The following is a 23,990-nucleotide window of genomic DNA, read 5'->3' as shown; positions in this document are numbered from 1 at the left end:
CCTCGCTACGAACTTCGACGCCTGCTTGGGCAACACTTCTTGCGCATCGGGCTGCTCACGCAAGCTGCGCGAGCCGCCGGCCGAACCGACGACGATACGCATGCGAGCTACCATTAAGCAGCCGGCTGCGCCTTTTGCGCTTCTTTCACGAGACGCTCGACGGTCGGCGACAGTTGTGCGCCAACGCCTTGCCAGTACGTCAGGCGGTCTTGAGCGATACGCAGTGCTTCACCCTTCGTTGCGACCGGGTTGTAGAAGCCAACGCGCTCAATAAAGCGGCCGTCACGACGGTTACGCGAGTCGGTTGCGACGATGTTGTAGAACGGGCGCTTCTTGGAGCCGCCACGAGCCAAGCGGATGATGACCATACTAGAATCCTTGAAAACCGGGGTTCGGAACGACTGAAACACGCGATTATAGCGGGAAACTGACGCCATAACAAACACTTACCGGGATAAACTCGGCAGCCGGGCTGCGCCGGCCGCACGGTGCGGGCCCGAAAGCTTGCCGAAACGCCTGAAGAACCTGACGGAGCGCCTGTGAAATGTCTGCCGAGAATCGCTCTTCTGCTCCTTTTTTTCGCCCGCCGCAAAGGGTCCGCCGGTCAACGCCATTGCCGCGGCGGCGTGCAAGCCGCGACGGCAATCGCGCTAGCGCTGATGCTGACCGGCATTGCCTGGCCCGCCTTGGCGGCACCGCCCGTTGAGCGAATCAAGCTGCCGCCTGGCTTTCACATCGAGGTTCTGTCGGACGCCGTGCCGAGTGCGCGCGCCATGACGCTGTCGCCTAAAGGCATTCTCTATATAGGTAGCCTCGACGGCCACGTCTACGCGCTCGAATTGCAAAACGGACGGGCCGCCGCGCGCCATGTCGTCGCTTCGGGCCTCGACACGCCGATAGGCGTGGCCTGGCACGACGGCGCGCTTTACGTGTCCGCAGTGTCGAAGATCCTACGCTTCGATTCAATCGACACCCGCCTGAACGCGCCGCCCAAGCCCGCCGTGGTCATCGACAAATTGCCCAGCGAAACCCACCACGGCGCCAAATTCATTGCTTTCGGACCCGACGGCAAGCTGTATGTGCCGCAAGGCGCGCCCTGCAACGTCTGCCAGAAAGACCGCGACCGTTACGCGATGATCGGCCGCATGGATCCGGACGGCAGCCATTACGAAGTCGTGGCGCGCGGCGTACGCAACACGGTCGGCTTTGCATGGCATCCCGTGACGCATGAGCTGTGGTTCACCGACAACGGCCGCGACCTGATGGGCGACGACGTGCCGGACGACGAGCTCAACCGCGCCCCGCGCGTCGGCATGGATTTCGGCTTTCCGTACTGCCACGGCGGCGACACGCCCGATCCGGAATTCGGCGCGGGTCACCCATGCAGCGCATTTACGCCGCCGGTCGCCAAACTAAGCGCGCACGTCGCCGCACTCGGTATGCGCTTTTATAACGGCTCGATGTTTCCGCCCGACTACCGGAACAACATCTTCATTGCCGAGCACGGTTCGTGGAATCGCAGCAGGAAGGCCGGCTATCGGGTCGTGCGGGTGATTGCGGAACCTGACGGCAGTCATGCACGGCAGGAAGTGTTTGCCGCGGGATGGCTCCAGTCAGGAGAGACAACCTGGGGCCGGCCGGCCGATGTGCTGCCGCTGCCGGACGGATCGCTGCTGATCAGCGACGACTACGCCGGCGCCATCTATCGCGTCACGTACTCAGCACCTTGATTAGCCCGTTACCGGACGATTGAACAGCGTTGCGACGAACCGGGGACTGACCGTGCCGGCACGCGGACGCCGCCAGAAGAAGCGCTAGAACGCACGATGCGGGCTCTTCCGCTTTTGCCTTAGGCCGTTCGCCACATGACCGGCCGCAAGCGGGCGGCGTAGAATGCGCGACGGTCCGCGCCCAACGGTGCGCCGCTCCCTTCGACCGCCGGTTACTCTGCTCTCGCCTACATGTCTACACCCGTTTCGACCTCGACGTACTTCCGATCCAAAACGATTACCGCCGCGCTGGCTTTGTTCCTGGGCAGCCTCGGCGCCCACCGCTTTTACCTCTATGGCCTGCGCGATATTTACGGTTGGGCGCATCTGATCGGCACGCTGCTCGGCATTCCGGGCGCGATGTTGCTGGTGGCCAGCGAACGGTCTTCGATGCTCGGCTGGTTGCTCGCGTTCCCCGGCGCCGTTTCCCTTCTGGCCGCGTTTCTCGCCGCGATCGTCTACGGCCTGCGCCTCGACGACAAGTGGGACAGACAATTCAACGCGCAAGTCCGGCGCAAAAGCCGCTCGGGTTGGACGGTCATCTTCGTGGTGATCTTTTCGCTGCTGATCGGTGCGTTCCTGTTGATGACTGGTCTCGCCATTTCCTTCCAGACTTACTTCGAAGGGCAAGTGCAGGCGGCCAAGGCGCTTTCGCAATAGCAATAGCAATAGCAATAGCAATAGCAATAGCAATAGCAATAGCAACAGCAGCAACAACGCGCCGCGCGACTGCGCTAAAAAAGATCGAGTTGCGGATTGTCGCGGGGCGCGGCCACGGATCGCGGCGCCTCGTTACGCTGAAAATGGGACATATCGAGAATGCCGCGGTCGCGCTGGTTAAGTCCTAAACGGCGCACGGCTTTGTCGAATCGCTGCTTGAGCAGGTCGGCCCATAGCCCCTCTCCCTTCATTCGGGCGGAAAAAGAGGAGTCGTAGACTTTGCCGCCTCGCATATCGCGCACGCGCGCCATGACGCGTTCAGCACGATCCGGAAAGTGCGCCGCGAGCCAGTCTTTGAACAGCGGCGCAACCTCCCACGGCAGACGCAGCACGATATAGCTCGCATTACATGCACCGGCCTCCGCGCATGCCTCCAGCAGACGCTCCATGTCCGGCTCAGTGACAAACGGAATAACCGGCGCGATGCTCACGCCGACCGGAATGCCCGCCTCGCTCAATGTGCGAATTGTGCGCAGCCGACGCGATGGCGTGGCCGCGCGCGGTTCGAGGGTGCGGGCGATATCGGCGTCTAGTGTGGTGATGGTGATGGCCGCCATGAATTGACCACGAGCCGCCATGGGCGCGAGCAGGTCCAGATCGCGCTCGATCAGCGACGACTTCGTGATTGCCGCGAACGGATGGTTGCGCTCGCTGAGCACCTCGACGACGCGCCGCGTGAGCCGCCAGTCCCGCTCGACAGGCTGCCAGGCGTCGGTATTGACGCCCAGTGCAATCGGCTCCGGCTCGTAAGACTTCTTCGAGAGCTCGCGCTCCAGCAATTCGGGCGCATTGACCTTCGCGTAGATCCGGCTTTCGAAGTCGAGCCCCGGCGAGAGCCCGAGATAACTATGCGTGGGCCGCGCGAAGCAATAGATACAGCCGTGTTCGCAACCGCGATATGGATTCAGGGACACGCCGAACGGAATATCCGGCGACGTATTGCGCGTCAGAATGGTCTTTGCCCGTTCCTCGAATACCTGCGTGCGCAAAACCTTCGGGGCTTCGTCTTCATCCGGGACCGCAAGCCAGCCGTCGTCCACCGCTTCACGCTGGTCCACTTCGTAGCGGCCTTGCAAGTTCGTCACCGCCCCGCGCCCCTTGCGAGGCGCTGGCGGTGCGATGGGAAACTCGGCGGCGGAGTGGATATCGGGTTCGGTCACGGCTAAAGAGAACAAACGACAGGCAAGACGAAACAAACAGAAACGGCGTAACACCTGTATAAATATACAGTGTTTACGCCGTTTGTCGAGCCCCCTGAGCGTCTAGCGCATGGCCTCATCGCCTACTGGAATCGTCAGCGTTTCCTTGATTTCTTCCATCACCACATAGCTTTTCGACTGCACCGCGCCGGGCAACTGAAGCAGGATGTCGCCGAGCAGCTTGCGGTAATCGGCCATTTCGCCGATACGCGCCTTGATCAGGTAATCGAAGTCGCCCGACACGAGGTGGCATTCAAGCACCTCGGGGATTTTTTGCACTTCACGGCGGAACTGGTCAAACATGTTGCCGCTTTTGTGATCGAGTGTGATTTCGACGAAAACCAGCAGCGCCGCGCCCAGTTCGGCCGGATTGACGCGCGCGTGGTAGCCCGTGATCACGCCGTCGCGCTCCATTCGCTTGACGCGCTCGATGCACGGTGTCACGGACAGCCCGACCTGTTCGGCAAGGTCTTTCATGGCCATTCGGCCGTCCTGTTGCAGTAGACGAAGAATCTTGTGATCGAGCTTGTCCAGCGATCGGACCGGCTGGCGCTGCGTACGCATGGTGTTTCTTCTGAAAATCGGGAAAATACAATAACAAAACCTACATGAGTGCCAATAGTATAGCCGTTAACACTGGGCGTCTCGCGTTACACCTCGTTAATCGAATGTATTCAAGCGAATTGACGAGCGCATCGCCCTCGAATCTTGCCGAATTTTCTGGAGCAGCTATGCGAGTCGTCGTTTTGGGCAGTGGCGTGGTCGGCGTGACAAGCGCGTATTACTTGGCGCGCGCGGGTCATGAAGTAACCGTTATCGACCGGGAAGCCGGCCCGGCGCTCGCAACCAGTTTCGCCAATGCCGGCCAGATTTCACCGGGCTATGCATCGCCGTGGGCCGCGCCCGGCGTGCCGTTGAAAGCCGTCAAGTGGATGTTCCAGAAGCACGCGCCGCTCGCCATCCGCCTCGACGGCACGCAGTTCCAGCTGCAATGGATGTGGCAGATGCTGCAGAACTGCACGGCTTCGCGTTACGCAGTGAACAAAGGCCGCATGGTCCGGCTCGCCGAATACAGCCGCGATTGTCTGCAAGCGCTGCGCGCGGAGACCGGCATCCACTACGAAGGCCGCACCGGCGGCACGCTGCAGGTATTCCGCACGCAGCAGCAATTCGACGGCGCGGCGAAAGACATCGCCGTGCTGCGCGAAGCCAACGTGCCGTATGAACTGCTGTCGGCGGCCGAGCTGGCTCAAGCAGAACCGGCGCTCGCCGCTGTTTCTCACAAGCTGACGGGCGGCCTGCGCCTGCCCGGCGACGAAACCGGCGACTGTCAGATGTTCACCACGCGCCTAGCCGCGCTGGCCGAGCAGTTGGGCGTCAAATTCCGCTACAACACGCCGATCGACGCCCTCGCCATGGCCGGCGACCGCGTTGCCGGCGTTCAATGCGGCAATGAGCTTGTGCGTGCGGACTCGTTCGTCGTCGCGCTCGGCTCTTACTCGACCGGATTCCTGTCCGGCCTGGTGAAAATTCCCGTGTACCCGCTGAAGGGCTACTCGATCACTGCGCCAATCGTCAACGAGGCCGCAGCGCCCGTTTCCACCGTGCTCGACGAAACCTACAAGATCGCGATCACCCGCTTCGACAACCGGATTCGGGTCGGCGGCATGGCCGAGATCGTCGGCTTCGACAAATCGTTGCGCCAGGCTCGCCGCGAAACGCTGGAACTGTGCGTGAACGACCTGTTCCCGGGCGGCGGCGACACGTCGAAGGCGACTTTCTGGACCGGTCTGCGGCCTATGACGCCGGACGGCACGCCTATCGTCGGCCGCACGCCGGTGGCGAATCTGTTCCTGAACACGGGCCACGGCACACTCGGCTGGACGATGTCGTGCGGTTCGGGGCAATTGCTGGCCGACGTGATGTCCGGCAAGCAGCCCGCCATCAAGGCGGACGATCTGTCGGTGCATCGCTATCTCGGCGAGACCGGCGGCGCACATCGTCCGGCTTATGCGTGAAGCTGACGCCTAGCGCATCACTAGCCGGTTTGCGATTGCACGAACCGGTTCGCAAAAACAAACGGCGCCTTGCTACAAGGCGCCGTTTGCATTCAGACCGCAGCCTCGGGCCGCGTCAGAATTGATCCGCCGACAAAGCCAGCACACTCTCACCGCCCTTCGCGCTGACAATCGACGCTTCGAGCGCCGACGCCATGGGCAACACATGTTCCGCATAGAATTGCGCAGTCGCGATCTTGGCGCCGTAGAACGCAGGGTCTTCGTCTCGCTTCTGAGCGGCCACGAGCAGTGCACGCGCCATTTGCCAGCCGCCGAGCACGATGCCTGCGAGCTTCAGATACGGCACGCTGCCGACAAACACCGCATTCGGATCGCCCTTCGCGTTCGCCACCACAAAGTCGACCGCCGCGCTCAATGAGCGTTCGCCCTGGGCCAGATACTTCTTCATCGAGTCGAACGCCGGGCCTTGCGGCACACCAAGTGCCTCGACCGTTTCAGCGACTTCCGCGAGCAGCGACTTCGCGACCTTGCCGCCATCGCGCACGGTTTTGCGGCCGATCAGGTCGTTCGCCTGAATCGCGGTCGTGCCTTCGTAGATCGGCAGGATGCGGGCATCGCGGTAATACTGCGCGGCACCCGTTTCTTCGATGAAGCCCATGCCGCCGTGCACCTGCACGCCAAGGCTCGTCACGTCGATCGACAGCTCGGTGCTCCAGCCCTTCACGATCGGCACCAGGAATTCGTAGATCGCCTGATGCCTGGCACGCTTCGCCTCGTCCGGATGACGATGCGCGATGGCGCAGTGCCCGGCCGCGACATAAGCGAGCGCGCGCGACGCTTCGGTGAGGCCGCGCATCGTCGACAGCATGCGGCGCACGTCCGGGTGCTCGATGATTGCGACCGGCTGTTTCGCGGAGCCGTCGACGGGACGGCTTTGCACGCGCTCCTTCGCATAGGCGGCCGCCTTCTGATACGCGCGATCCGATACGCCGACGCCCTGCATGCCCACGGCAAAACGCGCGGCGTTCATCATGATGAACATGTACTCGAGGCCGCGATTTTCTTCGCCGATCAGCTGACCGATCGCGCCGCCGTGGTCGCCGAATTGAAGCACCGCGGTCGGGCTCGCCTTGATGCCAAGCTTGTGTTCGATCGACACACAATGCACGTCGTTACGCGCGCCAAGCGAACCGTCTTCATTGACAAGAAACTTCGGCACGATAAAGAGCGAGATGCCCTTCACGCCTTCGGGCGCGTTCGGCGTGCGCGCCAGTACGAGATGGACGATGTTCTTCGCCATGTCGTGCTCGCCCCACGTGATGAAAATTTTCGTGCCGAACAGCTTGAACGAACCATCGCCTTGCGGCTCGGCGCGCGTGCGCACGAGCGCCAGATCGGAGCCGGCCTGCGGCTCGGTGAGGTTCATCGTGCCGGTCCATTCGCCCGCGATCAGCTTGGGCACATAGGTCTGTTTTTGCGCGTCGGTGCCGGCGGTCAACAGCGCTTCAATTGCGCCGTCGGTGAGCAACGGACAGAGCGCAAACGACAGATTCGACGCGTTCAGCATTTCGATGCATCCGGTCGCGATCAGCTTGGGCAGCCCCTGGCCTTCGTAGTCGACGGGATGCTGCACGCCTTGCCAGCCGCCCTCGGAGAACTGGCGGAACGCTTCCCTGAAGCCCGGCGTCGCGGTAACGACACCGTCTTTCCAGCTACTCGGACTGCGATCGCCTTCGACGTTCAGCGGAGCCAGCACTTCGCCGCACAGTTTCGCCGACTCTTCCAGCACGGCTTGAGCGGTCTCGAGATTCGCGTCCTCGAAGCCCGGCAGCGTCGCGATCTGCTCCAGATCCGCCAGTTCCTTCATCACGAACAGCATGTCCTTGATGGGCGCCGTATAGCTCATTTCAGTTCTCCTCCTGCCTTGATGGAAAAAGGGCGCAGGACTTGTTGGGTCCCGCGCCCTTCGTATGCTGCCAAACGCCTTTAGTGGCTTTTATGTGGCGCTCACACGCTTAGCCGAGTTCACTCACCAGTTCCGGCACGAGCGTGAACAGATCGCCCACGAGACCGTAATCGGCCACGCTGAAAATCGGCGCTTCGGGATCCTTGTTAATCGCGACGATGACCTTGCTGTCCTTCATGCCCGCGAGATGCTGGATCGCGCCCGAGATACCGACCGCGACATACAGTTGCGGCGCGACGATCTTGCCGGTCTGGCCGACCTGGTAGTCATTCGGCACAAAGCCTGCATCGACGGCGGCGCGCGATGCGCCCAGCGCCGCGTTCAGCTTGTCGGCCAGCGGTTCGAGAATTTTGGTGTAGTTTTCGCCATTGCCGAGACCCCGGCCGCCCGAGACGATGATCTTCGCCGACGTCAGTTCCGGACGGTCGAGCTTCGTCACTTCACGGTTCACAAACTGCGAGATGCCTGAGTCCGCGGCAGCTTCGATCTTCTCCACCGATGCGCTGCCGCCTTCCGCTGCAACGGCATCAAAACCGGTCGTGCGCACCGTGATAACCTTGATCGGATCAGCCGATTGCACCGTTGCGATCGCATTGCCCGCGTAAATCGGACGCTCGAACGTGTCCGGGGAATCGACTGCGGTGATATCGCTGATCTGCGCCACATCCAGCTTCGCAGCGATGCGCGGCGCGATGTTCTTGCCGTAAGCGGTCGCAGGCGCGAGGATGTGCGAGTAGTCCTTCGCAATGTTCAGCACCGTCGCTTCGACATTCTCCGCGAGACCTGCTTCGAGTTGCGGCGCATCAGCCAGCAGCACTTTCGATACACCCGCGATCTTCGCCGCGGCATCCGCCGCAGCGTGTGCGTTGTGACCGGCCACCAGCACGTGAACATCACCGCCAATTTTCTGCGCCGCTGCAATCGTGTTCAGCGTCGCGGCCTTGATCGACGCGTTGTCGTGTTCTGCTATTACCAGATTCGTCATTTGCCCTGTCTCCGCGTTTTACTTAAAGCACCTTGGCTTCGGTCTTCAGCTTCTCGACCAGCGTCTTCACATCCGGCACCATCACGCCGGCGGAGCGCTTCGGCGGCTCGGCAACTTTCAGCGTCTTCAGACGCGGCGTGACATCAACGCCGAGGTCTTCGGGCCTGATCGTTTCCATCGGCTTTTTCTTCGCCTTCATGATGTTCGGCAGCGTGACGTAACGCGGCTCGTTCAGGCGCAGATCGGTCGTCACCACGGCGGGCAGTGTCAGCGACAGCGTTTCAGCGCCGCCGTCCACTTCGCGCGACACGGTCGCCTTGCCGTCGGCCACCACCACCTTCGACGCGAACGTTGCCTGCGGCAGGCCAGCCAAAGCGGCGAGCATCTGGCCGGTCTGGTTCGAATCGTCGTCGATGGCCTGCTTGCCGAGAATCACCAGTTGCGGCTGTTCCTTGTCGACCAGCGCTTTCAAGAGCTTCGCAACCGCCAGCGGCTGCAGCTCTTCATTCGATTCGATCAGGATCGCGCGATCCGCGCCGATCGCGAGCGCCGTGCGCAGCGTTTCCTGCGCCTGCGTCACGCCCGCCGACACCGCGATCACCTCCGTCGCCACGCCCGCTTCCCTTAGACGCACCGCCTCTTCAACCGCGATTTCGTCGAACGGGTTCATCGACATCTTCACGTTCGCGATGTCCACGCCCGTGCCGTCCGACTTGACCCGGACCTTCACGTTGTAATCGACCACTCTCTTGACTGGCACCAGGATTTTCATGCACACGCTCCAAAGTTACGAATACGTCAACCCAACGGACATTATAGCGACTGCCTCATGGCAGCCTTGTCGCGGGCGCTTAGCAGGAGGATATCGCTCCCCAGCGGCGTGACGGCAATATCGAACGGTCGTTCTATTTTAATCTCGAAAAAACCCGGGCGACAACCCCGGGTCCCGACTCACGACTCTAATTTTCATATCGCCGACGTGTCTTGCTGTATCTGAAGCCGGCGAAATCACCAGGCTGTGATCACCGAGCCGCCGAACTTGCTCTCGACAAACTGCTTCACTTCTGGCGAGTGGTAGGCCGCCACCAGCTTCGCGACCCACGGCTTGTTCTTATCGGCCTCGCGGATCGCGATGATGTTCACATACGGACCCTTCGGGTCTTCGATCGCAATCGCGTCCTGCTTCGGCTTCAGACCGGCTTCCATCGCGAAGTTCGTGTTGATCGCGGCAGCGTCCACATCGTTCAGCGAGCGCGGAATTTGGGCGGCGTCGAGTTCGACGACCTTCAGCTTCTTCGGGTTGTCGATGATGTCGAGCGGCGTCGCCTTCAGACCGGCGTCGGCGCGCAGCTTCAAGAGCCCTTGCTTTTGCAGCAGCAACAGCGCGCGGCCACCGTTGGTCGGATCGTTCGGCACGGCGATCTTCGCGCCCGGCTGCAGTTCGGCCAGCGCCTTAACTTTCTTCGAATAGATGCCCATCGGATAGGTGACCGTCTCGGCGACACGGATCAGCTTGTAGCCGCGGTCCTTGACCTGAGCTTGCAAGTACGGCTCGTGCTGATAGCTGTTCGCGTCCAGATCGCCGCCCGCGAGCGCCGCGTTCGGCTGCACGTAATCGGAGAATTCGACGATCTTGATGTTCAGACCGTTCTTTGCCGCGACCGTCTTCACGACTTCCATGATCTGTGCGTGCGGACCGCCGGTGACGCCGACCTTGATCGTGTCTTCAGCGTGAGCCGCGTTGACGGCGAACAGCGACGCGGCCCCGAGTGCCGCGGCCAGCTTGAGAATGAAACGACGTTGCATGATGGACCTTTTGATTTATTTATGGCTCAGACGACGCACGAGCCAATCCCCGAACGACTGCACCAACTGCACGAAGACGATCAGAATCACGACGACCGTCAACATCACTTCCGGCAGGAAACGCTGATACCCATAGCGAATGCCCAGGTCGCCGAGACCGCCGCCGCCGATTGCGCCGGCCATCGCCGAATAGCCGACCAGCGAGACGAATGTGATCGTCAATCCGGCGACCACGCCCGGCAGCGATTCCGGCAACAACACCTTGAACACGATCTGGCTGGTGGTCGCACCCATCGCCTGCGCCGCTTCGATCAGACCGCGATCGACCTCGCGCAGCGCGGTTTCGACCAGACGCGCGATGAACGGCGCGGCCGCGATTGTCAGCGGCACCACGGCCGCAGCCGTGCCGATCGACGAGCCCACCACGAGGCGCGTGAACGGAATCACCGCCACGAGCAGGATGATGAACGGCGTCGAGCGCACGGCATTCACGACCCCACCCATCGCACGATTCACCGCGACGTTCTGCAATACGCCCTGACGGTCAGTCAGATACAGCAGGACGCCGAGCGGCAAGCCCACCAACGCACCGACCAGTCCGGAAATGCCTACCATGACGAGCGTTTCCCAGAACGACTGGACGAACATGTCCAACATTTCACTCAACATACGAGAGCTCCTCCACCACCACACCCTGTTCGCGGAAATAGGCGAGCGCCTGCGCCACCTTGGCCGGTTCGCCGCCCGCGAGCACCGCGAGGGAGCCGAACGCCTGCCCTTGAATCTCGTCGATCTGGCCGTGCAGGATGTTGAAGTCGAGTTCGTAGCGGCGAATCGTCTCCGAGAGAATCGGCTGATCGACGCCAGAACCGGTGAACGCAAGGCGCAGCAAATGACCGCTGCCGGTTTTCAGACGCTCGGCGACGCGCGCCTTCATCGCGGGCGGCAGTTCCTGCGCGATCACGTCGCCGATCAGCGCGCGCGTGACTTCGTGATGCGGTTGCAGGAACACGTCGATCACCTTGCCCTCCTCGACCACGCGGCCCGCGTCGAGCACCGCGACGCGGTCGCAGACCTGTTTGATCACGTCCATCTGATGCGTGATGAGTACGATGGTCAGGTTCAGTTCGCGATTGATGCGCTTGAGCAGTTCGAGGATCGCTCGCGTGGTTTCTGGGTCGAGGGCGGAAGTCGCTTCGTCGGAGAGCAGCACCTTCGGCTTGCTGGCCAAAGCTCGCGCGATGCCGACGCGCTGCTTCTGGCCGCCGCTGATCTGCGCCGGATAGCGATCTTTCTGGGCCGACAAGCCGACCAGGTCCAGCAGCGGCACCACGTTGGCTTCGATTTCGTCGCGCTTCATTCCGGCGAGTTCGAGCGGCAACGCGACGTTCTCGAACACCGTGCGCGACGACAGCAGGTTGAAGTGCTGGAAGATCATGCCGATCTCGCGGCGCGCCTCGCGCAATTGCGCGGCGGGCAGCGTGGTCAGATCGCGGCCGTCGACGACGATATTGCCTTCGGTCGGACGCGTCAGCAGGTTGATGGTGCGCACGAGCGTGCTCTTGCCCGCGCCGCTGCGGCCGATGATGCCGAACACTTGGCCCGCCGGAATCGACAGATTGACGTTGTGCAGCGCTTCGACCCAGCCCCGGGGTCCGGCGAACCGCTGGGAAATATTGCGTATTTCGATCATGGAAAAAACGAAACGGCGGAGTCTGCCGGCGAGCGCGGTGCGCTCCCGACAAGCGGCCGCCGTTGCTTTTTATTAGGATTTGAGCCCGCGATTCTACCGCAGCGGGCGTCATTCGCTTTAATAATCAATTACGATCTTTTCATAACCGCAGGGAATTAGAGGTTGACCTACAAGCGCTGTGTGGGCGCATGTGAGGTTGCAGTCTATGATCTGGCGGAATGAAAACTACGGACATACCGCGATGGAGACCCCGCAAGACAGAATGACCCTCGCTGATGAGCGCGGTACAGACGACGCGGAGCCACTGCGCGCATCAGTCGCCACAGCGGACGGCCTGGAACTGCCGCTGTACCGCTGGCCCGCGACAGGCACGCTGCGAGCCACCGTCGCGCTGATCCACGGACTCGCCGAACACGCCGGCCGCTATGCGGCGCTGGCCGCGCGGCTCAACGCTGCAGGCATCGAACTGCTGGCAATCGATTTACGCGGCCACGGCCGGGCGCCGGGCAAACGGGCGTATGTCGAACGATTCGACGATTACCTGCTCGACGCGCAAGCTCTACTTGATGCCGCCGCGCAAACTCATGCTCCGCTATTTCTGATGGGCCACAGCATGGGCGGCGCGGTGGCCGCGCTGTACGCTATCGAGCGTCTCGGCGCCAGCCGCGAGCAGCTGAGTGGCCACCTGGACAGCCACACGGACAGCCAGATGCCCCGTCACGCGAGCGGCCTGGTGAGCGGCCTGATCCTATCGAGCCCCGCGCTTGCGCCGGGCCTCGACGTGCCTCGCTGGATGCTCAAGTTGAGCCAGGTAATCAGCCGCACCTGGCCAGGCTTCCCTGCGATGAAAATCGACGCGTCGCTGCTGTCGCGGCTTGAGTCCGTGGTGGACGCCAATCGCAACGATCCGCTCGTGCATCACGGCCCGATTCCCGCGCGCACCGGCGCCGAGTTGTTGCTGGCGATGGCGCGCATCGAACGCGGCCGCTCGGGGCTGCGCATGCCGCTCTTCGTGTACCACGGCACCGCCGACAAGCTCACCGAACCGGAAGGCAGTCGCGACTTCGGCCAGCACGCCGGTTCGTCCGACAAGACGGTCAGACTGCACGAAGGCAGCTATCACGAGACGATGAACGATTCCGACCGCGACAGGGTTATCGGCGAACTGATCGCGTGGATCGATGAGCGAGCGCGCTAGCGCTTCCAGTCGGGCGGGCGTTTGTCGATGAACGCCTGCACGCCTTCGAGCGCGGAGTCGTCCATCATATTGCAGGCCATGGTCTGGCCCGCGAGCTGGTACGCGGCCTCGATGCCCATTTCGAGCTGCCGGTAGAAGAGGCCCTTGCCGGCGATCACTGCTTCGACCGGTTTCGCGCAGATGCTGGTAGCAAGCCTGGCCACTTCGGCGTCGAGCGAGTCAGTCGGCACCACACGATTGACGAGGCCCTGCTGCTTCGCCTCGGCGGCATCGATGAAATCGCCGGTCAGCAGCATTTCGAGCGCCGCCTTGCGTGACAGATTGCGCGACAGCGGCACCGACGGCGTCGCGCAGAACAGCCCCAGATTGACGCCCGACACGGCGAACCGCGCGGTATCCGCGGCCACTGCCAGATCGCACATGGCGACCAGTTGGCAGCCGGCCGCCGTCGCGATGCCGTGCACGCGCGCGATCACCGGCTGCGGCAAGCGCTGGATCGTCATCATCAGTTTCGTGCACCGGGCGAACAGCGCCTGGTAATACGCGAGCGACGGCGCCGCGCGCATTTCCTTCAGATCGTGTCCCGCACAGAACGCGCGGCCCGCGCCGGCTATTACGACCACGCGTGCGTCGGACCCAGCGATCCGGCTCAACGCTTCCTGCAACGCATCGAGCAAGGCCTCGGAAAGCGCATTGAACGCGCCGGGCCGGTTCATCGTCAGACGGACTACGCCCGGCACGCCATACGCGTCGTTGTCGATCTCGATCAGTGAAACGCTGCGCTCGTCGGCATTCATGGCTCGCTCCTCATTGCGTGACCGCAGCGTGCGACGCGGCCGCTCAGATTCCGGCTAGCGCCCGCACGTGAGCCACCACGCTGCGTCCGAGCGCGGACAGGTTGTAGCCGCCTTCGAGGCAGCTCACAATGCGCCCGCCCGCGTAGCGTTTCGCGACGTCGCGCATCTGCTCGGTGATCCAGATGTAGTCGTCCTCAACGAGGCCCATATTGCCCAGATCGTCCTCGCGATGCGCGTCAAAGCCCGCGGAGATGAACAGCATCTCGGGCTTGAATTCATTCAGACGCGGCAGCCACACCATGTCCACCGCCTCGCGCACGGCCATGCCTTTCGAGCGCGCCGGCATCGGCACGTTGCACATGTTGGGCGCCTGGTTGTCCGCGCCGGTGAACGGATAGAAAGGATGCTGGAAGATGCTGCACATCAGCACGCGCGAGTCTCCGGAAAAAGCCGCCTCTGTGCCGTTGCCGTGATGCACGTCGAAATCGATGATCGCCACGCGCTGCAAGCCATGCACTTCGAGCGCATGACGCGCGGCGATCGCGACGTTGTTGAAGAAGCAGAAGCCCATCGCGCGCGCTGGCTCCGCATGATGACCGGGCGGGCGCACGCTGCAGAACGCGTTGTCGAACCGGCCTTCGATCACTGCGTCGGTCGCGGCCACCGCGGCGCCGGCTGCACGCAACGCGGCCTGCAGCGTATGCGGATTCATCGACGTGTCCGGGTCGATTTCAGCCATGCCCTCGACGGGCGAACGGCTGCGAATGTAATCGACGTGCGCTTGCGTATGCACGCGCAACAGCGCCGCTTCGTCGGCAAGCGGCGGCGACTCGCGCTCGATCAATGCATCGATGCGGCTCGCGATCAATTGATCTTCGATTGCCTGAAGCCGTGCGGGGCATTCGGGATGCCATTGCCCCATGTCGTGCAGCAGACAGTCGGCGTGGGAATAAAAGCCTGTTGCCATGATTCTCTTCTGCGGCGCGCGCCTTGAAGCGTACGCGGCGTGTCTCCATCCAAGGGCGCGCGCCCACGGCGCGCCAACATTCATCAAGTTACCACACGATGCGGCTGTGACGCGTCCAGCACAGTTTTGCGGGAAGCCTCGGGTATACTGCCCCGATCCATTTTCGTCCCGTCTTCGTCCTTTAGCACCGCGCCCCTAACTCACTATGACCGTCAAGCTTGCTCTGTCTGCACGAAACCGGCTCAGCATTCGAACCATCGCCGCCGCACTCTCCGTCGCATCGTGCATGTTCATGGCAACGACTCCGGCTCTCGCACAGAGCGTCGGCAAAAAACCGCCGGCGCTGCTCGCTCAAAGCCAGCCGCAAACAGCGGTCCCGCAAGGGCAGACTTTCGAAGAAGAGATCATTCCGCAGCGCTATGCGAACAACGCGAATGTCGACGCGTTCATCAACGACCTCGTTGCGCGCTACGACTTCGACGCATCCTCGCTGCATTCGCTCTTTGCCGGCGTGAGTTATTCGGCGACCGCGGTGAAGCTGGTGACGCCGTCGCCTTCGCCGTCGGTGAAGAACTGGCGCGTGTATCAGTCGCGGTTTCTCGATCAGGTCCGCATCAACGCGGGCATCCGCTTCTGGCGCGCCAATCAGGCCACGCTGCAACGCGCGTATGAACAATTCGGCGTGCCGCCGGAGGTGATCGTCGGCATTCTCGGCGTTGAAACGATTTACGGCCGTTTCATGGGCAACTTCCGCGTGCTGGATGCGCTGACCACGCTCAGTTTCGACTATCCGAACACGCCCAATCGCGCGGACCGCCAGGCGACCTTCCGCAAGAATCTCGAAGACTACCTGGTTTGGACGCGCGATTCGCAGATCGATCCGACCACGGTCCTCGGTTCGTATACCGGTGCAATCGGCATTCCGCAGTTCCTGCCGAGCAGCATCATGCAGTATGCGGTGAGCTACGACGGCAACAAGGAAATCGACCTGCGCACGAGCCAGGCCGATGCGATCGGCAGCGTGGCGAATTATCTGCGTCAGAACGGTTGGGAAAACGGCCGGCCGGTCGTGTGGAAAATCGGTGCGGACGCAGGCAGCCTGGGCGTCGCGCAAGCCGCCGCCGACGGTGCGCCGGAGCCGCATTGGCCGCTCGCCCAGTTGTTGCGCGCGGGGCTGCTGCTTAATGAGCCGGATGTAAATATCGCGTCGGAACTGGGAACGCCAGTCACGGTGGTCGACCTGCCGTCACCGGGACGCGGCACTGAATATATGCTGGGCCTGAAGAACTTCTATGTGCTCACACGCTATAACCGCAGCTTCTTTTATGCGCTCGCGGTTTATCAGTTGGGGGAGCGCGTCAAGGCGCAGATGCAAGCGAGCGACGCCACCAACGCCGTGAACAACGCGGCGCCGCCGGATGCGGCTTCGCAGTAAATTGCTCGCGAGCAGGCGCGGGCTGCGTCCGCTTACGCGGGAAACACGCCGGTGGACAGATACCGATCGCCGCGATCGCAGACGATAAATACGATGGTCGCGTTCTCAACCTGGCGCGCGACGCGCAGCGCCACCTCGCATGCGCCGCCCGACGAGATTCCGGCGAAAATGCCTTCGACCGAGGCCAAACGGCGCGCCATCGCTTCGGCTGCGGCCTGGCTCACGTTCTCGACACGGTCCACGCGGCTGCGATCGAAAATCTTCGGCATATACGCCTCGGGCCATTTGCGGATGCCCGGAATGCGCGAACCCTCTTCCGGCTGCGCGCCGATGATTTCAATCGCCTGATTCTGCTGCTTCAGATAAGTGGACACACCCATGATCGTGCCCGTCGTACCCATCGACGACACGAAGTGCGTGATGCGCCCTTCCGTATCGCGCCAGATTTCCGGGCCGGTGCCTTCGATGTGCGACGCCGGATTGTCCGGATTCCCGAACTGATCGAGGATGATACCTTTGCCGTCGCGCTGCATCTGTTCGGCCAGATCGCGCGCGTATTCCATGCCGCCCGTGACCGGCGTCAGGATGATCTGCGCGCCGTAGGCGGCCATGCTTTGACGGCGTTCCACCGACAAATCTTCCGGCATGATCAAAACCATCTTGTAGCCGCGGATCGCGGCCGCCATGGCGAGCGCGATGCCGGTATTGCCGCTCGTCGATTCGATCAGCGTGTCGCCCGGTTTGATACGGCCGCGCGCTTCCGCTTTCTTGATCATCGACAATGCCGGGCGATCCTTCACCGAACCGGCAGGATTGTTGCCCTCGAGCTTGGCGAGGACCACATTATTCCGGCTGCGGATCTCGTCGTCGGGGAGCCGGACGAGTTGCACGAGCGGCGTATTGCCGATCGTGTCTTCAATCGTTTTGTAAGCCATATCGGTTTTATTGCTGTCGATGCGCGGAGTCTTCAATCCATCGATTCTAAACCACCGTGCCCGCGGCTGCCGCACGGCCCTTCTGCCCGCATGGATGCAGCCCTCTCACCGCGCAAAAAGCCCGCGGCTGAGTACCGCGGGAGCCAGTCATGCGAATGACAGCTTAAGGAGCGCTGTTGCCGGCTCCGACCATGAAGGACCACAATGGCGAATCACGCGCGCGGCGTGAGCGGCGCCGCGCGCGTGAGCCGCGTCAGACTATTTCTTCACTGCCACCGTGCCGCCGCCTTTCGGCGTATTGGCCGGAACGGCCGCGCCTTTGGTCTGTGAAGACGCCGCAACCTGCGGGCCAGCAGCCGCGCCAGCCGGACCGACAGCGAGACCCTCCGTCTGCAGGCGCTCGACGGTATGCCCGCCCATGCCTTTGACACGCTTGCCGAGATCGGTCGGGTCCTTGAACGGACCATGCGCGGTACGCTCTTCGAGAATGGCTTTCGCTTTGGCAGGACCGATGCCCTTGATGCCGCGCAGTGCGTCCTCGTTAGCCGTGTTGACGTCGACCGACGCATACGCGTGACCGAAAGCGGCAAGCATTGCCGCGGTAACCAGAATTTTTCGAAACATATGGAATCTCCCTCGTACAACCGGTTGGCGACATCACCAACCGGGAGATTCCAGTTTAAAGAGGTATCCGAATTATTCACACCTGGCCGAACAGCCAACGTACGTAACGATCGACACCTTCCTGCACGCTGAGAAACGGCGCGTCATAGCCGGCCGCGCGCAGCTTCGTCGGATCGGCTTGCGTGAAGCACTGATACTTGCCGCGCAATGCGTCAGGGAACGGAATGTATTCGATCAACCCGCGTTGCACCTGGTCGGCGAGCGAAAGCGGCGGCTCGTTGCTCAGCGAGCGCAGCGTGTTGACCACCGTGCTCGCGATGTCGTTGAACGGCTGCGCGCGGCCGCTGCCCAGATTGAAGATGCCCGACTTGTCAGGGTTGTCGAAGAAGAACAGGTTGACCTTCACCACATCTTCGACGGAGACAAAATCGCGCGTCTGTTCGCCTGCGGCATAGCCGTTGTACTCGCCGAACAGCTTGACCTTGCCCTCGGCGCGGAACTGGTTGAAGTTGTGAAACGCCACGGACGCCATGCGCGCCTTATGCGTTTCGCGCGGGCCGTAGACGTTGAAGTAGCGAAAGCCGGCGATCTGGCTTTTCGCGGCGGGCAGCACGCGGCGAATGACCTGATCGAACAGGAATTTCGAATAGCCGTACACGTTCAACGGCTGCTCGACTTCGCGCTCTTCGACGAAGCGACTTGAGCCGCCATACGTTGCCGCCGAAGACGCGTACAGGAACTGGATGTTCTGCGCGAGGCAGACATCGAGCACGTCGCGGCTGTAGCGGAAGTTATTGTCCATCATGTAGCGGCCGTCGGTTTCCATCGTGTCCGAACAGGCGCCTTCGTGGAAAATCGCCCGCACTTTGCCAAAGTCGCCACGCCTGAAGCGTTCGAGAAATTCGCTCTTGTCCAGGTAGTCGTCGATTTCGCAGTCGACGAGATTCTTGAACTTGTCCGCGCGTGTGAGATTGTCGACAGCGATGATGCGTTGTTCGCCGCGCTCGTTGAGCGCTTTCACGAGGTTGCTGCCGATAAAGCCGGCCGCGCCGGTGACGATGAGGGTCATGATGGTCCCGCGGTAATGAGCCTGCATGGGACTGGAGTAGGTGCTCAAGCGCCACTCCAATCGACAGGTTCAGTTGACGCCCCGCCGATCCTTTCTGCGCGCCGCCCGTGGGCTTACCGCGAAGGACCGGGCGGGCCGCATCAATGAAAGAGTTCGTCGTAGTCGACGGTGGCCGTGCCGAGTTTGCCCACCACGATGCCGGCCGCGCGATTGGCGAGACCGACCGCCTCGACCAGCGTGAGACCCGCGCCCAGCATGGTCGCGAGCGTGGCGATCACGGTGTCGCCCGCGCCCGAAACATCATACACTTCGCGCGCCACGGCCGAAGCGTGCAGGATGCCGTCGTCGGAGAAGAGCGTCATGCCCTCTTCCGAACGCGTGAGCAGCAACGCCTTGAACTGCAGATCGGCGCGCAGTGTGTTCACGCGGTCGATGAGGTCATCTTCCGACTTCCACTGGCCGATCACTTCGCGCAACTCTACGCGATTCGGCGTGATCAACGTCGCGCCACGGTAACGCTCCCAGTCGTCGCCCTTCGGATCGACGAGCACGGGCTTGCCCGCGGCATGCGCTCTCGCGATCATCTGCGTGACGTGGGTCAGGCCGCCCTTCGCGTAATCGGACATCAGGATAACGTCGTGCGAGGGCAGCAATTCGTCGAAACGCGCCAGGCTGGCGAGCAGCACTTCATGCGCCGGCAAATTCTCGAAGTCGACCCGCAGCAACTGTTGCTGACGCGACAGCACCCGCAGCTTGATGGTGGTGAGAAGCGCCGGATCGCGTTCGAGATGCGGATTCACGCCGCTCTCTCCGAGCAACTGCACGATGCGCTCGCCAGGCTCGTCATGTCCGACGACGCACAGCAGGCCCGCTTGGGCACCGAGCGCCGCTGCATTGCGCGCGACGTTGGCCGCGCCGCCAAGCCGGTCTTCCTGACGCTGCACGTGCACGACCGGCACCGGCGCTTCGGGCGAGATGCGATTGACGTCGCCGAACCAGTAGCGGTCGAGCATCACGTCGCCGACTACGAGGACGCGCGCGGCGGCGAGCTGCTCCCGCGGCACGACGGTGAGTTTCGGCGCCGGCGCGGGCGAAGCGGGACCTGGCATGGTTTCAGGCATCGGCCGCAAGTTCAGAGGGTTGGGCATAAGGGCGTCCGATCGAGTGATAGTCGATGCCGAGTTCGGTCATTGCATCCGGCTCGTACAGATTGCGGCCGTCGAAAATGATCGGCGATTTGAGCACCGACTTCAGATGCACGAAGTCCGGGCTTTTGAACTCCTTCCATTCGGTGACGATCACAAGCGCGTCGGCACCGGTGAGCGTTTCGTCCTGCGTGCTGGTGAACGTAAGACGCGCCAGTTGTCCCGGTGCATCGTGCAGATCCATCGCTAAGACGCGGCGCGCTTCGGACACGGCGACCGGATCGTACGCGCGCACCTGAGCGCCGCGAGCCAGCAGCTCCCCGATCACGCGGCGGCTCGGCGCTTCGCGCATGTCGTCGGTATTCGGCTTGAACGCGAGGCCCCAAACAGCGAACGTGCGGCCAGTCAGATCGTCGCCGAGCTTGTGCGTGATCTTCTGCACCAGCACGTCTTTCTGCTTGTAGTTCACTTCCTCGACCGCTTCGAGAATACGCAGATTGTGGCCGCTCTCACTGGCCGCGCGGATCAGCGCCTGGACGTCCTTCGGAAAGCACGAACCGCCGTAGCCGCAGCCGGCATACAGGAAGTGATAGCCGATGCGCGGATCCGAACCGATACCGCGACGTACCGCCTCAATGTCGGCGCCGACGCGGTCCGCGAGATTCGACATTTCGTTCATGAACGAGATGCGCGTGGCCAGCATCGCGTTGGCTGCGTATTTCGTGAACTCAGCCGAGCGCACGTCCATATACAGCGTGCGTTCGTGGTTGCGGTTGAACGGCGCGTACAGGCGCTTCATCAGTTCGCGCGCGCGCAGGCCGGCTTCGTCTTCGTCGATGCCGAGCACGATGCGGTCGGGGCGCATGAAGTCGTCGACCGCCGCCCCTTCCTTCAGGAACTCCGGATTCGAAACCACCGAGAAGCGGTGCTGTTCGCTACCCGCGAGCCCACGCTTCGCCAGCTCTTCTTCGACCACGGCGCGCACGCGTTGTGCGGTGCCGACCGGCACCGTCGACTTGTCGACGATTACCTTGAAACCCTTCATGGTGCGGCCGATGTTGCGCGCCGCTTCGAGCACGTATTGCAGATCCGCCGAGCCGTCTTCGTCAGGCGGCGTGCCGACGGCGATGAATTGCACGTCGCCATGCGCCACGCCCGCTTCGATATCCGTCGAAAACGTGATGCGGCCGGCCGCGCGCGTGCGGGCAATGATTTCCTGCAAGCCCGGCTCGTGAATCGGCACGCCGCCGTTATTGAGGATTTCGATCTTGCGCGGATCGACGTCGAGACAGAAGACGTCGTTGCCGATTTCAGCGAGGCACGCGCCAGTGACGAGGCCGACATAGCCGGTGCCGATAATGGTGATTTTCATACGCTTTCCGGTAGAGGGTTCCGGTAATGATCCCCGGCGATCAAGCCGGTCATGAACACAATGCGAAATCCGCCCGCGGCGTCAGTTCGACGCGGTAATCGGTTCTACCCGGCGCGGCGCGTAGGTTTCCCAACCGCTGCAACCGGGGCACTGCCAGTAGAAAAGCCGCGCCCTGAAGCCGCAATTCTGGCACGTATAGCGCGGCAGATTTTTGGTGCGCTGGCGAATCAGCGTGCGCATCAGTTCGAGTTCGCTGCGCCGTGGCTCTTCGGCGACGGCCTGCTGCGCTTCGAGCAGCCGCGTCATGCCCGCGAGATTCGGCGACTTCTGCATCTGCGAGCGCGCCAGCGCGTGAGCCGCGTCGGCCCCGCGCAGCGACGCGACGTGCTGGTACGCGACGTCGAGCAGATCGTTGGTCGGATAGCGGTCCACCCAGGTAGTGAGCAGATCGGCGCCATCCTGCGCACGGCCGAGCGCTTCATAAGCCTTCATCAGCTTTTCGGCGACGAGCGGCAAATAGGCCGGGTTCTGCTCCTCGACGCGCCGCCATTGTGCAATCGCTGCTTCGTGTGCGCCGGCGGTTGCGTCGACATCGCCGAACAGAATCGTAGCGCGCACGTTGGTGGGATTCGCCTTCAGCGCAAAACCGAGCTGCCGGCGCGCTTCGTCCGCATTTTTCTGTTGCAGCGCTTCCTGCGCAAGCTCGCAATGGAACTGGGCAATTTCCTTGTCGAGCGATTCGGCGCCCATCGTTTCCAGATGGCGCGCGGTGTCGATCGACTTGATCCAGTCCTTCTCGATTTCGTAGATGGTAAGCAGCGCGCGCTGCGCGCCCAATGCGTAGTCGCCCGTTTCTAGCGAACCGAAGGTTTCCTCCGCGCGGTCCAGCAGGCCGGCTTTCAGGAAGTCCTGCCCGAGTTCGAACAGCGCGTGATCGCGCTCACTGACCGGCAGATCGGCGCGGCTCAGGAGATTTTGATGCACGCGAATCGCGCGGTCCGTCTCACCGCGGCGGCGGAACAGGTTGCCCAGCGCGAAGTGCAGTTCGACCGTTTCAGGATCGAGCTTGACGACTTCGATGAACGCGTCGATCGCCTGGTCTGGCTGCTCATTAAGGAGGAAGTTCAGGCCGCGGAAATATGAACGCGGCAGGTTGGCGCTTTCTGACAGCAGCGTCTTAAGGTCGTAGCGCGCAGCCATCCAGCCGAACGCAAACGCGACGGGTATGACGAGCAGCCACCAGAAATCTAGATCCATGCGATGAATGCAAATGAGCCGAAAGGCAGAAACGGAATGCCGCGCCCGCTGCGCGCGGCGAGCGAGAACATCAGATCAGCGGCGGCATAGGCGGCTGTTCAACGACGACCGGCACCTCGCGCGCCACACGCAACTCGCGCTTGAGCCGGCCGTTCTCCATGCGCAGGCGGACCACCGCCGGCATCGACGAAACCAGTCCGGCGAGCAGCCCCACCACGAAGAACGCGAGGCCAATCAGGATGAGCGGCGCCGACCAGGCATAGCCAGCGAGGAAATTCAGCGTAGCGGGTTGTGTATTGGAGAGTGCGAGCACCAGCAGCAGCACGAACACCAATACACGGATCAGCCAGACGATAAATTTCATGAATAGATCTCTTGACGGCAATTGCGAGGTGACGCCGGCCTGATGACGCGTCGCGCCACGGTGTTGCCCGCGCCGAAGTGACCCGTATTGTAATTGAAGCCCTTGCGGCTGGGCAGGAACTGGCGGATTGCGGACTTACGGAACAGTACCCGGCAAAATGCGGGCAAAAAAAAGCGCCCGAAGGCGCTTTTTCTGGTCTTTTGCCGACTGGCATTGGCCGCTGACACTACCAATGCCACGCTGCGAGATGTACAGCGCGCACAGCGGAGCACTTAGAGATCGTCATCCGGCTCTTCGGCCTTCAACGGCTCACCCGCGCGACGATCTACCCGCTCGCGCAATTCCTTGCCCGGCTTGAAGTGCGGCACATACTTCTCAGGTACCAACACCTTTTCGCCTGACTTCGGGTTGCGTCCGACCCGGGAAGGACGGCGGTTCAGGCCGAAGCTGCCAAAGCCGCGAATTTCGATGCGATGGCCTTTGGCGAGCGCCTCCGACATCGCATCAAGCATCGTCTTTACCGCAAAATCCGCGTCTTTTAATACGAGCTGCGGAAAACGCGTAGCCAGTTGGGCGACCAATTCCGATTTGGTCATACTGCAGCAGACCTCTCAAGAAAACGCCGGGCCGCCCCAAATTTTTCGCTCGCAGGAAGTCCCCTTGTGGGGGAT

Annotated in this window: 24 protein-coding genes; 5 read left to right on the top strand and 19 right to left on the bottom strand. The window is 62.3% G+C overall.

Features of this window, described 5'->3' with window-relative positions; all coding sequences use genetic code 11:
* Nucleotides 1-113: 113 nt before the first annotated feature.
* Nucleotides 114-368, bottom strand: coding sequence for a 30S ribosomal protein S16 (gene rpsP, locus C0Z16_RS05515; protein ID WP_025600315.1), 255 nt, complete (start codon nucleotides 366-368; stop codon nucleotides 114-116).
* A gap of 291 nt (nucleotides 369-659) precedes the next feature.
* Between rpsP and C0Z16_RS05510 the strand changes: the two genes are divergently transcribed.
* Both C0Z16_RS05510 and C0Z16_RS05505 read left to right on the top strand, forming a co-directional pair.
* Nucleotides 660-1,730: a PQQ-dependent sugar dehydrogenase gene (locus C0Z16_RS05510; RefSeq protein ID WP_102631349.1), complete on the top strand. Its 1,071-nt coding sequence runs from the start codon at nucleotides 660-662 to the stop codon at nucleotides 1,728-1,730.
* Nucleotides 1,731-1,961: 231 nt separating this feature from the next.
* The gene (locus C0Z16_RS05505) at nucleotides 1,962-2,429 is read left to right on the top strand and encodes a TM2 domain-containing protein (protein ID WP_102631179.1); all 468 of its coding nucleotides are present in this window, start codon (nucleotides 1,962-1,964) and stop codon (nucleotides 2,427-2,429) included.
* A gap of 74 nt (nucleotides 2,430-2,503) precedes the next feature.
* Here C0Z16_RS05505 and C0Z16_RS05500 read toward each other — a convergent pair whose 3' ends face one another.
* Together C0Z16_RS05500 and C0Z16_RS05495 are read right to left on the bottom strand one after the other, a co-directional pair.
* A complete protein-coding gene (locus tag C0Z16_RS05500) occupies nucleotides 2,504-3,634 on the bottom strand; it encodes a PA0069 family radical SAM protein (protein WP_407070655.1) in 1,131 nt (376 codons plus the stop codon).
* A 117-nt stretch (nucleotides 3,635-3,751) separates the two neighbouring features.
* Complete coding sequence (locus tag C0Z16_RS05495) at nucleotides 3,752-4,252, bottom strand: Lrp/AsnC ligand binding domain-containing protein (RefSeq protein ID WP_102631177.1); 501 nt, start codon at nucleotides 4,250-4,252, stop codon at nucleotides 3,752-3,754.
* 167 nt (nucleotides 4,253-4,419) lie between these two features.
* Between C0Z16_RS05495 and C0Z16_RS05490 the strand changes: the two genes are divergently transcribed.
* Nucleotides 4,420-5,706, top strand: coding sequence for a D-amino acid dehydrogenase (locus C0Z16_RS05490; RefSeq protein WP_102631176.1), 1,287 nt, complete (start codon nucleotides 4,420-4,422; stop codon nucleotides 5,704-5,706).
* Nucleotides 5,707-5,821: 115 nt separating this feature from the next.
* Here C0Z16_RS05490 and C0Z16_RS05485 read toward each other — a convergent pair whose 3' ends face one another.
* From C0Z16_RS05485 to C0Z16_RS05460, 6 genes are all read right to left on the bottom strand, one after another.
* Entirely contained in the window at nucleotides 5,822-7,612 is a 1,791-nt protein-coding gene (locus tag C0Z16_RS05485) for an acyl-CoA dehydrogenase (protein WP_102631175.1), read from the bottom strand.
* A 109-nt stretch (nucleotides 7,613-7,721) separates the two neighbouring features.
* Complete coding sequence (locus C0Z16_RS05480) at nucleotides 7,722-8,657, bottom strand: electron transfer flavoprotein subunit alpha/FixB family protein (protein WP_102631174.1); 936 nt, start codon at nucleotides 8,655-8,657, stop codon at nucleotides 7,722-7,724.
* 22 nt (nucleotides 8,658-8,679) lie between these two features.
* A complete protein-coding gene (locus tag C0Z16_RS05475; protein ID WP_102631173.1) occupies nucleotides 8,680-9,429 on the bottom strand; it encodes an electron transfer flavoprotein subunit beta/FixA family protein in 750 nt (249 codons plus the stop codon).
* 236 nt (nucleotides 9,430-9,665) lie between these two features.
* Entirely contained in the window at nucleotides 9,666-10,463 is a 798-nt protein-coding gene (locus C0Z16_RS05470; protein WP_102631172.1) for a MetQ/NlpA family ABC transporter substrate-binding protein, read from the bottom strand.
* 15 nt (nucleotides 10,464-10,478) lie between these two features.
* Complete coding sequence (locus C0Z16_RS05465) at nucleotides 10,479-11,132, bottom strand: methionine ABC transporter permease (RefSeq protein WP_102631348.1); 654 nt, start codon at nucleotides 11,130-11,132, stop codon at nucleotides 10,479-10,481.
* Nucleotides 11,122-12,156, bottom strand: coding sequence for a methionine ABC transporter ATP-binding protein (locus C0Z16_RS05460; RefSeq protein ID WP_102631171.1), 1,035 nt, complete (start codon nucleotides 12,154-12,156; stop codon nucleotides 11,122-11,124). Before C0Z16_RS05460 ends, C0Z16_RS05465 begins: the two co-directional genes overlap by 11 nt.
* A 262-nt stretch (nucleotides 12,157-12,418) precedes the next feature.
* Between C0Z16_RS05460 and C0Z16_RS05455 the strand changes: the two genes are divergently transcribed.
* On the top strand, nucleotides 12,419-13,354 hold the full coding sequence (locus C0Z16_RS05455) for an alpha/beta hydrolase (RefSeq protein ID WP_102631170.1): 936 nt from the start codon (nucleotides 12,419-12,421) through the stop codon (nucleotides 13,352-13,354).
* Here C0Z16_RS05455 and C0Z16_RS05450 read toward each other — a convergent pair.
* Nucleotides 13,351-14,151: an enoyl-CoA hydratase gene (locus C0Z16_RS05450; protein ID WP_102631169.1), complete on the bottom strand. Its 801-nt coding sequence runs from the start codon at nucleotides 14,149-14,151 to the stop codon at nucleotides 13,351-13,353. The two genes, C0Z16_RS05455 and C0Z16_RS05450, sit on opposite strands and share 4 nt — an antisense overlap.
* Nucleotides 14,152-14,194: 43 nt before the next feature.
* Nucleotides 14,195-15,118, bottom strand: coding sequence for a histone deacetylase family protein (locus C0Z16_RS05445; RefSeq protein ID WP_102631168.1), 924 nt, complete (start codon nucleotides 15,116-15,118; stop codon nucleotides 14,195-14,197).
* A gap of 286 nt (nucleotides 15,119-15,404) precedes the next feature.
* Here C0Z16_RS05445 and mltB point away from each other — a divergent pair, with 286 nt between their 5' ends.
* Nucleotides 15,405-16,553 carry a lytic murein transglycosylase B gene (mltB, locus tag C0Z16_RS05440; RefSeq protein WP_175130617.1) on the top strand — a complete coding sequence of 383 codons (1,149 nt, stop codon included), beginning with the start codon at nucleotides 15,405-15,407 and terminating at the stop codon, nucleotides 16,551-16,553.
* A 32-nt stretch (nucleotides 16,554-16,585) separates the two neighbouring features.
* Here the strand turns inward: mltB and cysM are convergent, their stop codons facing one another.
* The 8 genes from cysM to C0Z16_RS05400 form a co-directional block, all read right to left on the bottom strand.
* Nucleotides 16,586-17,488: a cysteine synthase CysM gene (gene cysM / locus C0Z16_RS05435; protein WP_102631166.1), complete on the bottom strand. Its 903-nt coding sequence runs from the start codon at nucleotides 17,486-17,488 to the stop codon at nucleotides 16,586-16,588.
* A 258-nt stretch (nucleotides 17,489-17,746) separates the two neighbouring features.
* Complete coding sequence (locus tag C0Z16_RS05430; RefSeq protein ID WP_102631165.1) at nucleotides 17,747-18,112, bottom strand: ComEA family DNA-binding protein; 366 nt, start codon at nucleotides 18,110-18,112, stop codon at nucleotides 17,747-17,749.
* Nucleotides 18,113-18,188: 76 nt separating this feature from the next.
* Nucleotides 18,189-19,181, bottom strand: a complete 993-nt coding sequence (gene rfaD, locus C0Z16_RS05425) for an ADP-glyceromanno-heptose 6-epimerase (protein ID WP_102631347.1) — start codon at nucleotides 19,179-19,181, stop codon at nucleotides 18,189-18,191.
* Between the two features lie 140 nt (nucleotides 19,182-19,321).
* Nucleotides 19,322-20,329: a D-glycero-beta-D-manno-heptose-7-phosphate kinase gene (rfaE1, locus tag C0Z16_RS05420; RefSeq protein WP_102631346.1), complete on the bottom strand. Its 1,008-nt coding sequence runs from the start codon at nucleotides 20,327-20,329 to the stop codon at nucleotides 19,322-19,324.
* Nucleotides 20,295-21,698 carry a UDP-glucose dehydrogenase family protein gene (locus C0Z16_RS05415; RefSeq protein WP_102631164.1) on the bottom strand — a complete coding sequence of 468 codons (1,404 nt, stop codon included), beginning with the start codon at nucleotides 21,696-21,698 and terminating at the stop codon, nucleotides 20,295-20,297. Before C0Z16_RS05415 ends, rfaE1 begins: the two co-directional genes overlap by 35 nt.
* Before the next feature lie 81 nt (nucleotides 21,699-21,779).
* On the bottom strand, nucleotides 21,780-22,955 hold the full coding sequence (lapB, locus tag C0Z16_RS05410) for a lipopolysaccharide assembly protein LapB (protein ID WP_102631163.1): 1,176 nt from the start codon (nucleotides 22,953-22,955) through the stop codon (nucleotides 21,780-21,782).
* Between the two features lie 70 nt (nucleotides 22,956-23,025).
* Nucleotides 23,026-23,319 carry a LapA family protein gene (locus C0Z16_RS05405; RefSeq protein ID WP_102631162.1) on the bottom strand — a complete coding sequence of 98 codons (294 nt, stop codon included), beginning with the start codon at nucleotides 23,317-23,319 and terminating at the stop codon, nucleotides 23,026-23,028.
* Nucleotides 23,320-23,591: 272 nt separating this feature from the next.
* Entirely contained in the window at nucleotides 23,592-23,915 is a 324-nt protein-coding gene (locus C0Z16_RS05400) for an integration host factor subunit beta (RefSeq protein ID WP_006050255.1), read from the bottom strand.
* Nucleotides 23,916-23,990: the final 75 nt, after the last annotated feature.

The sequence above is a fragment of the Paraburkholderia rhynchosiae genome, assembly GCF_002879865.1.
Classification (GTDB): Bacteria; Pseudomonadota; Gammaproteobacteria; order Burkholderiales; family Burkholderiaceae; genus Paraburkholderia; species Paraburkholderia rhynchosiae.
The sequence above is the reverse complement of the archived record's forward strand: the minus strand, read 5'-3'. Positions and strand labels throughout refer to the sequence as shown.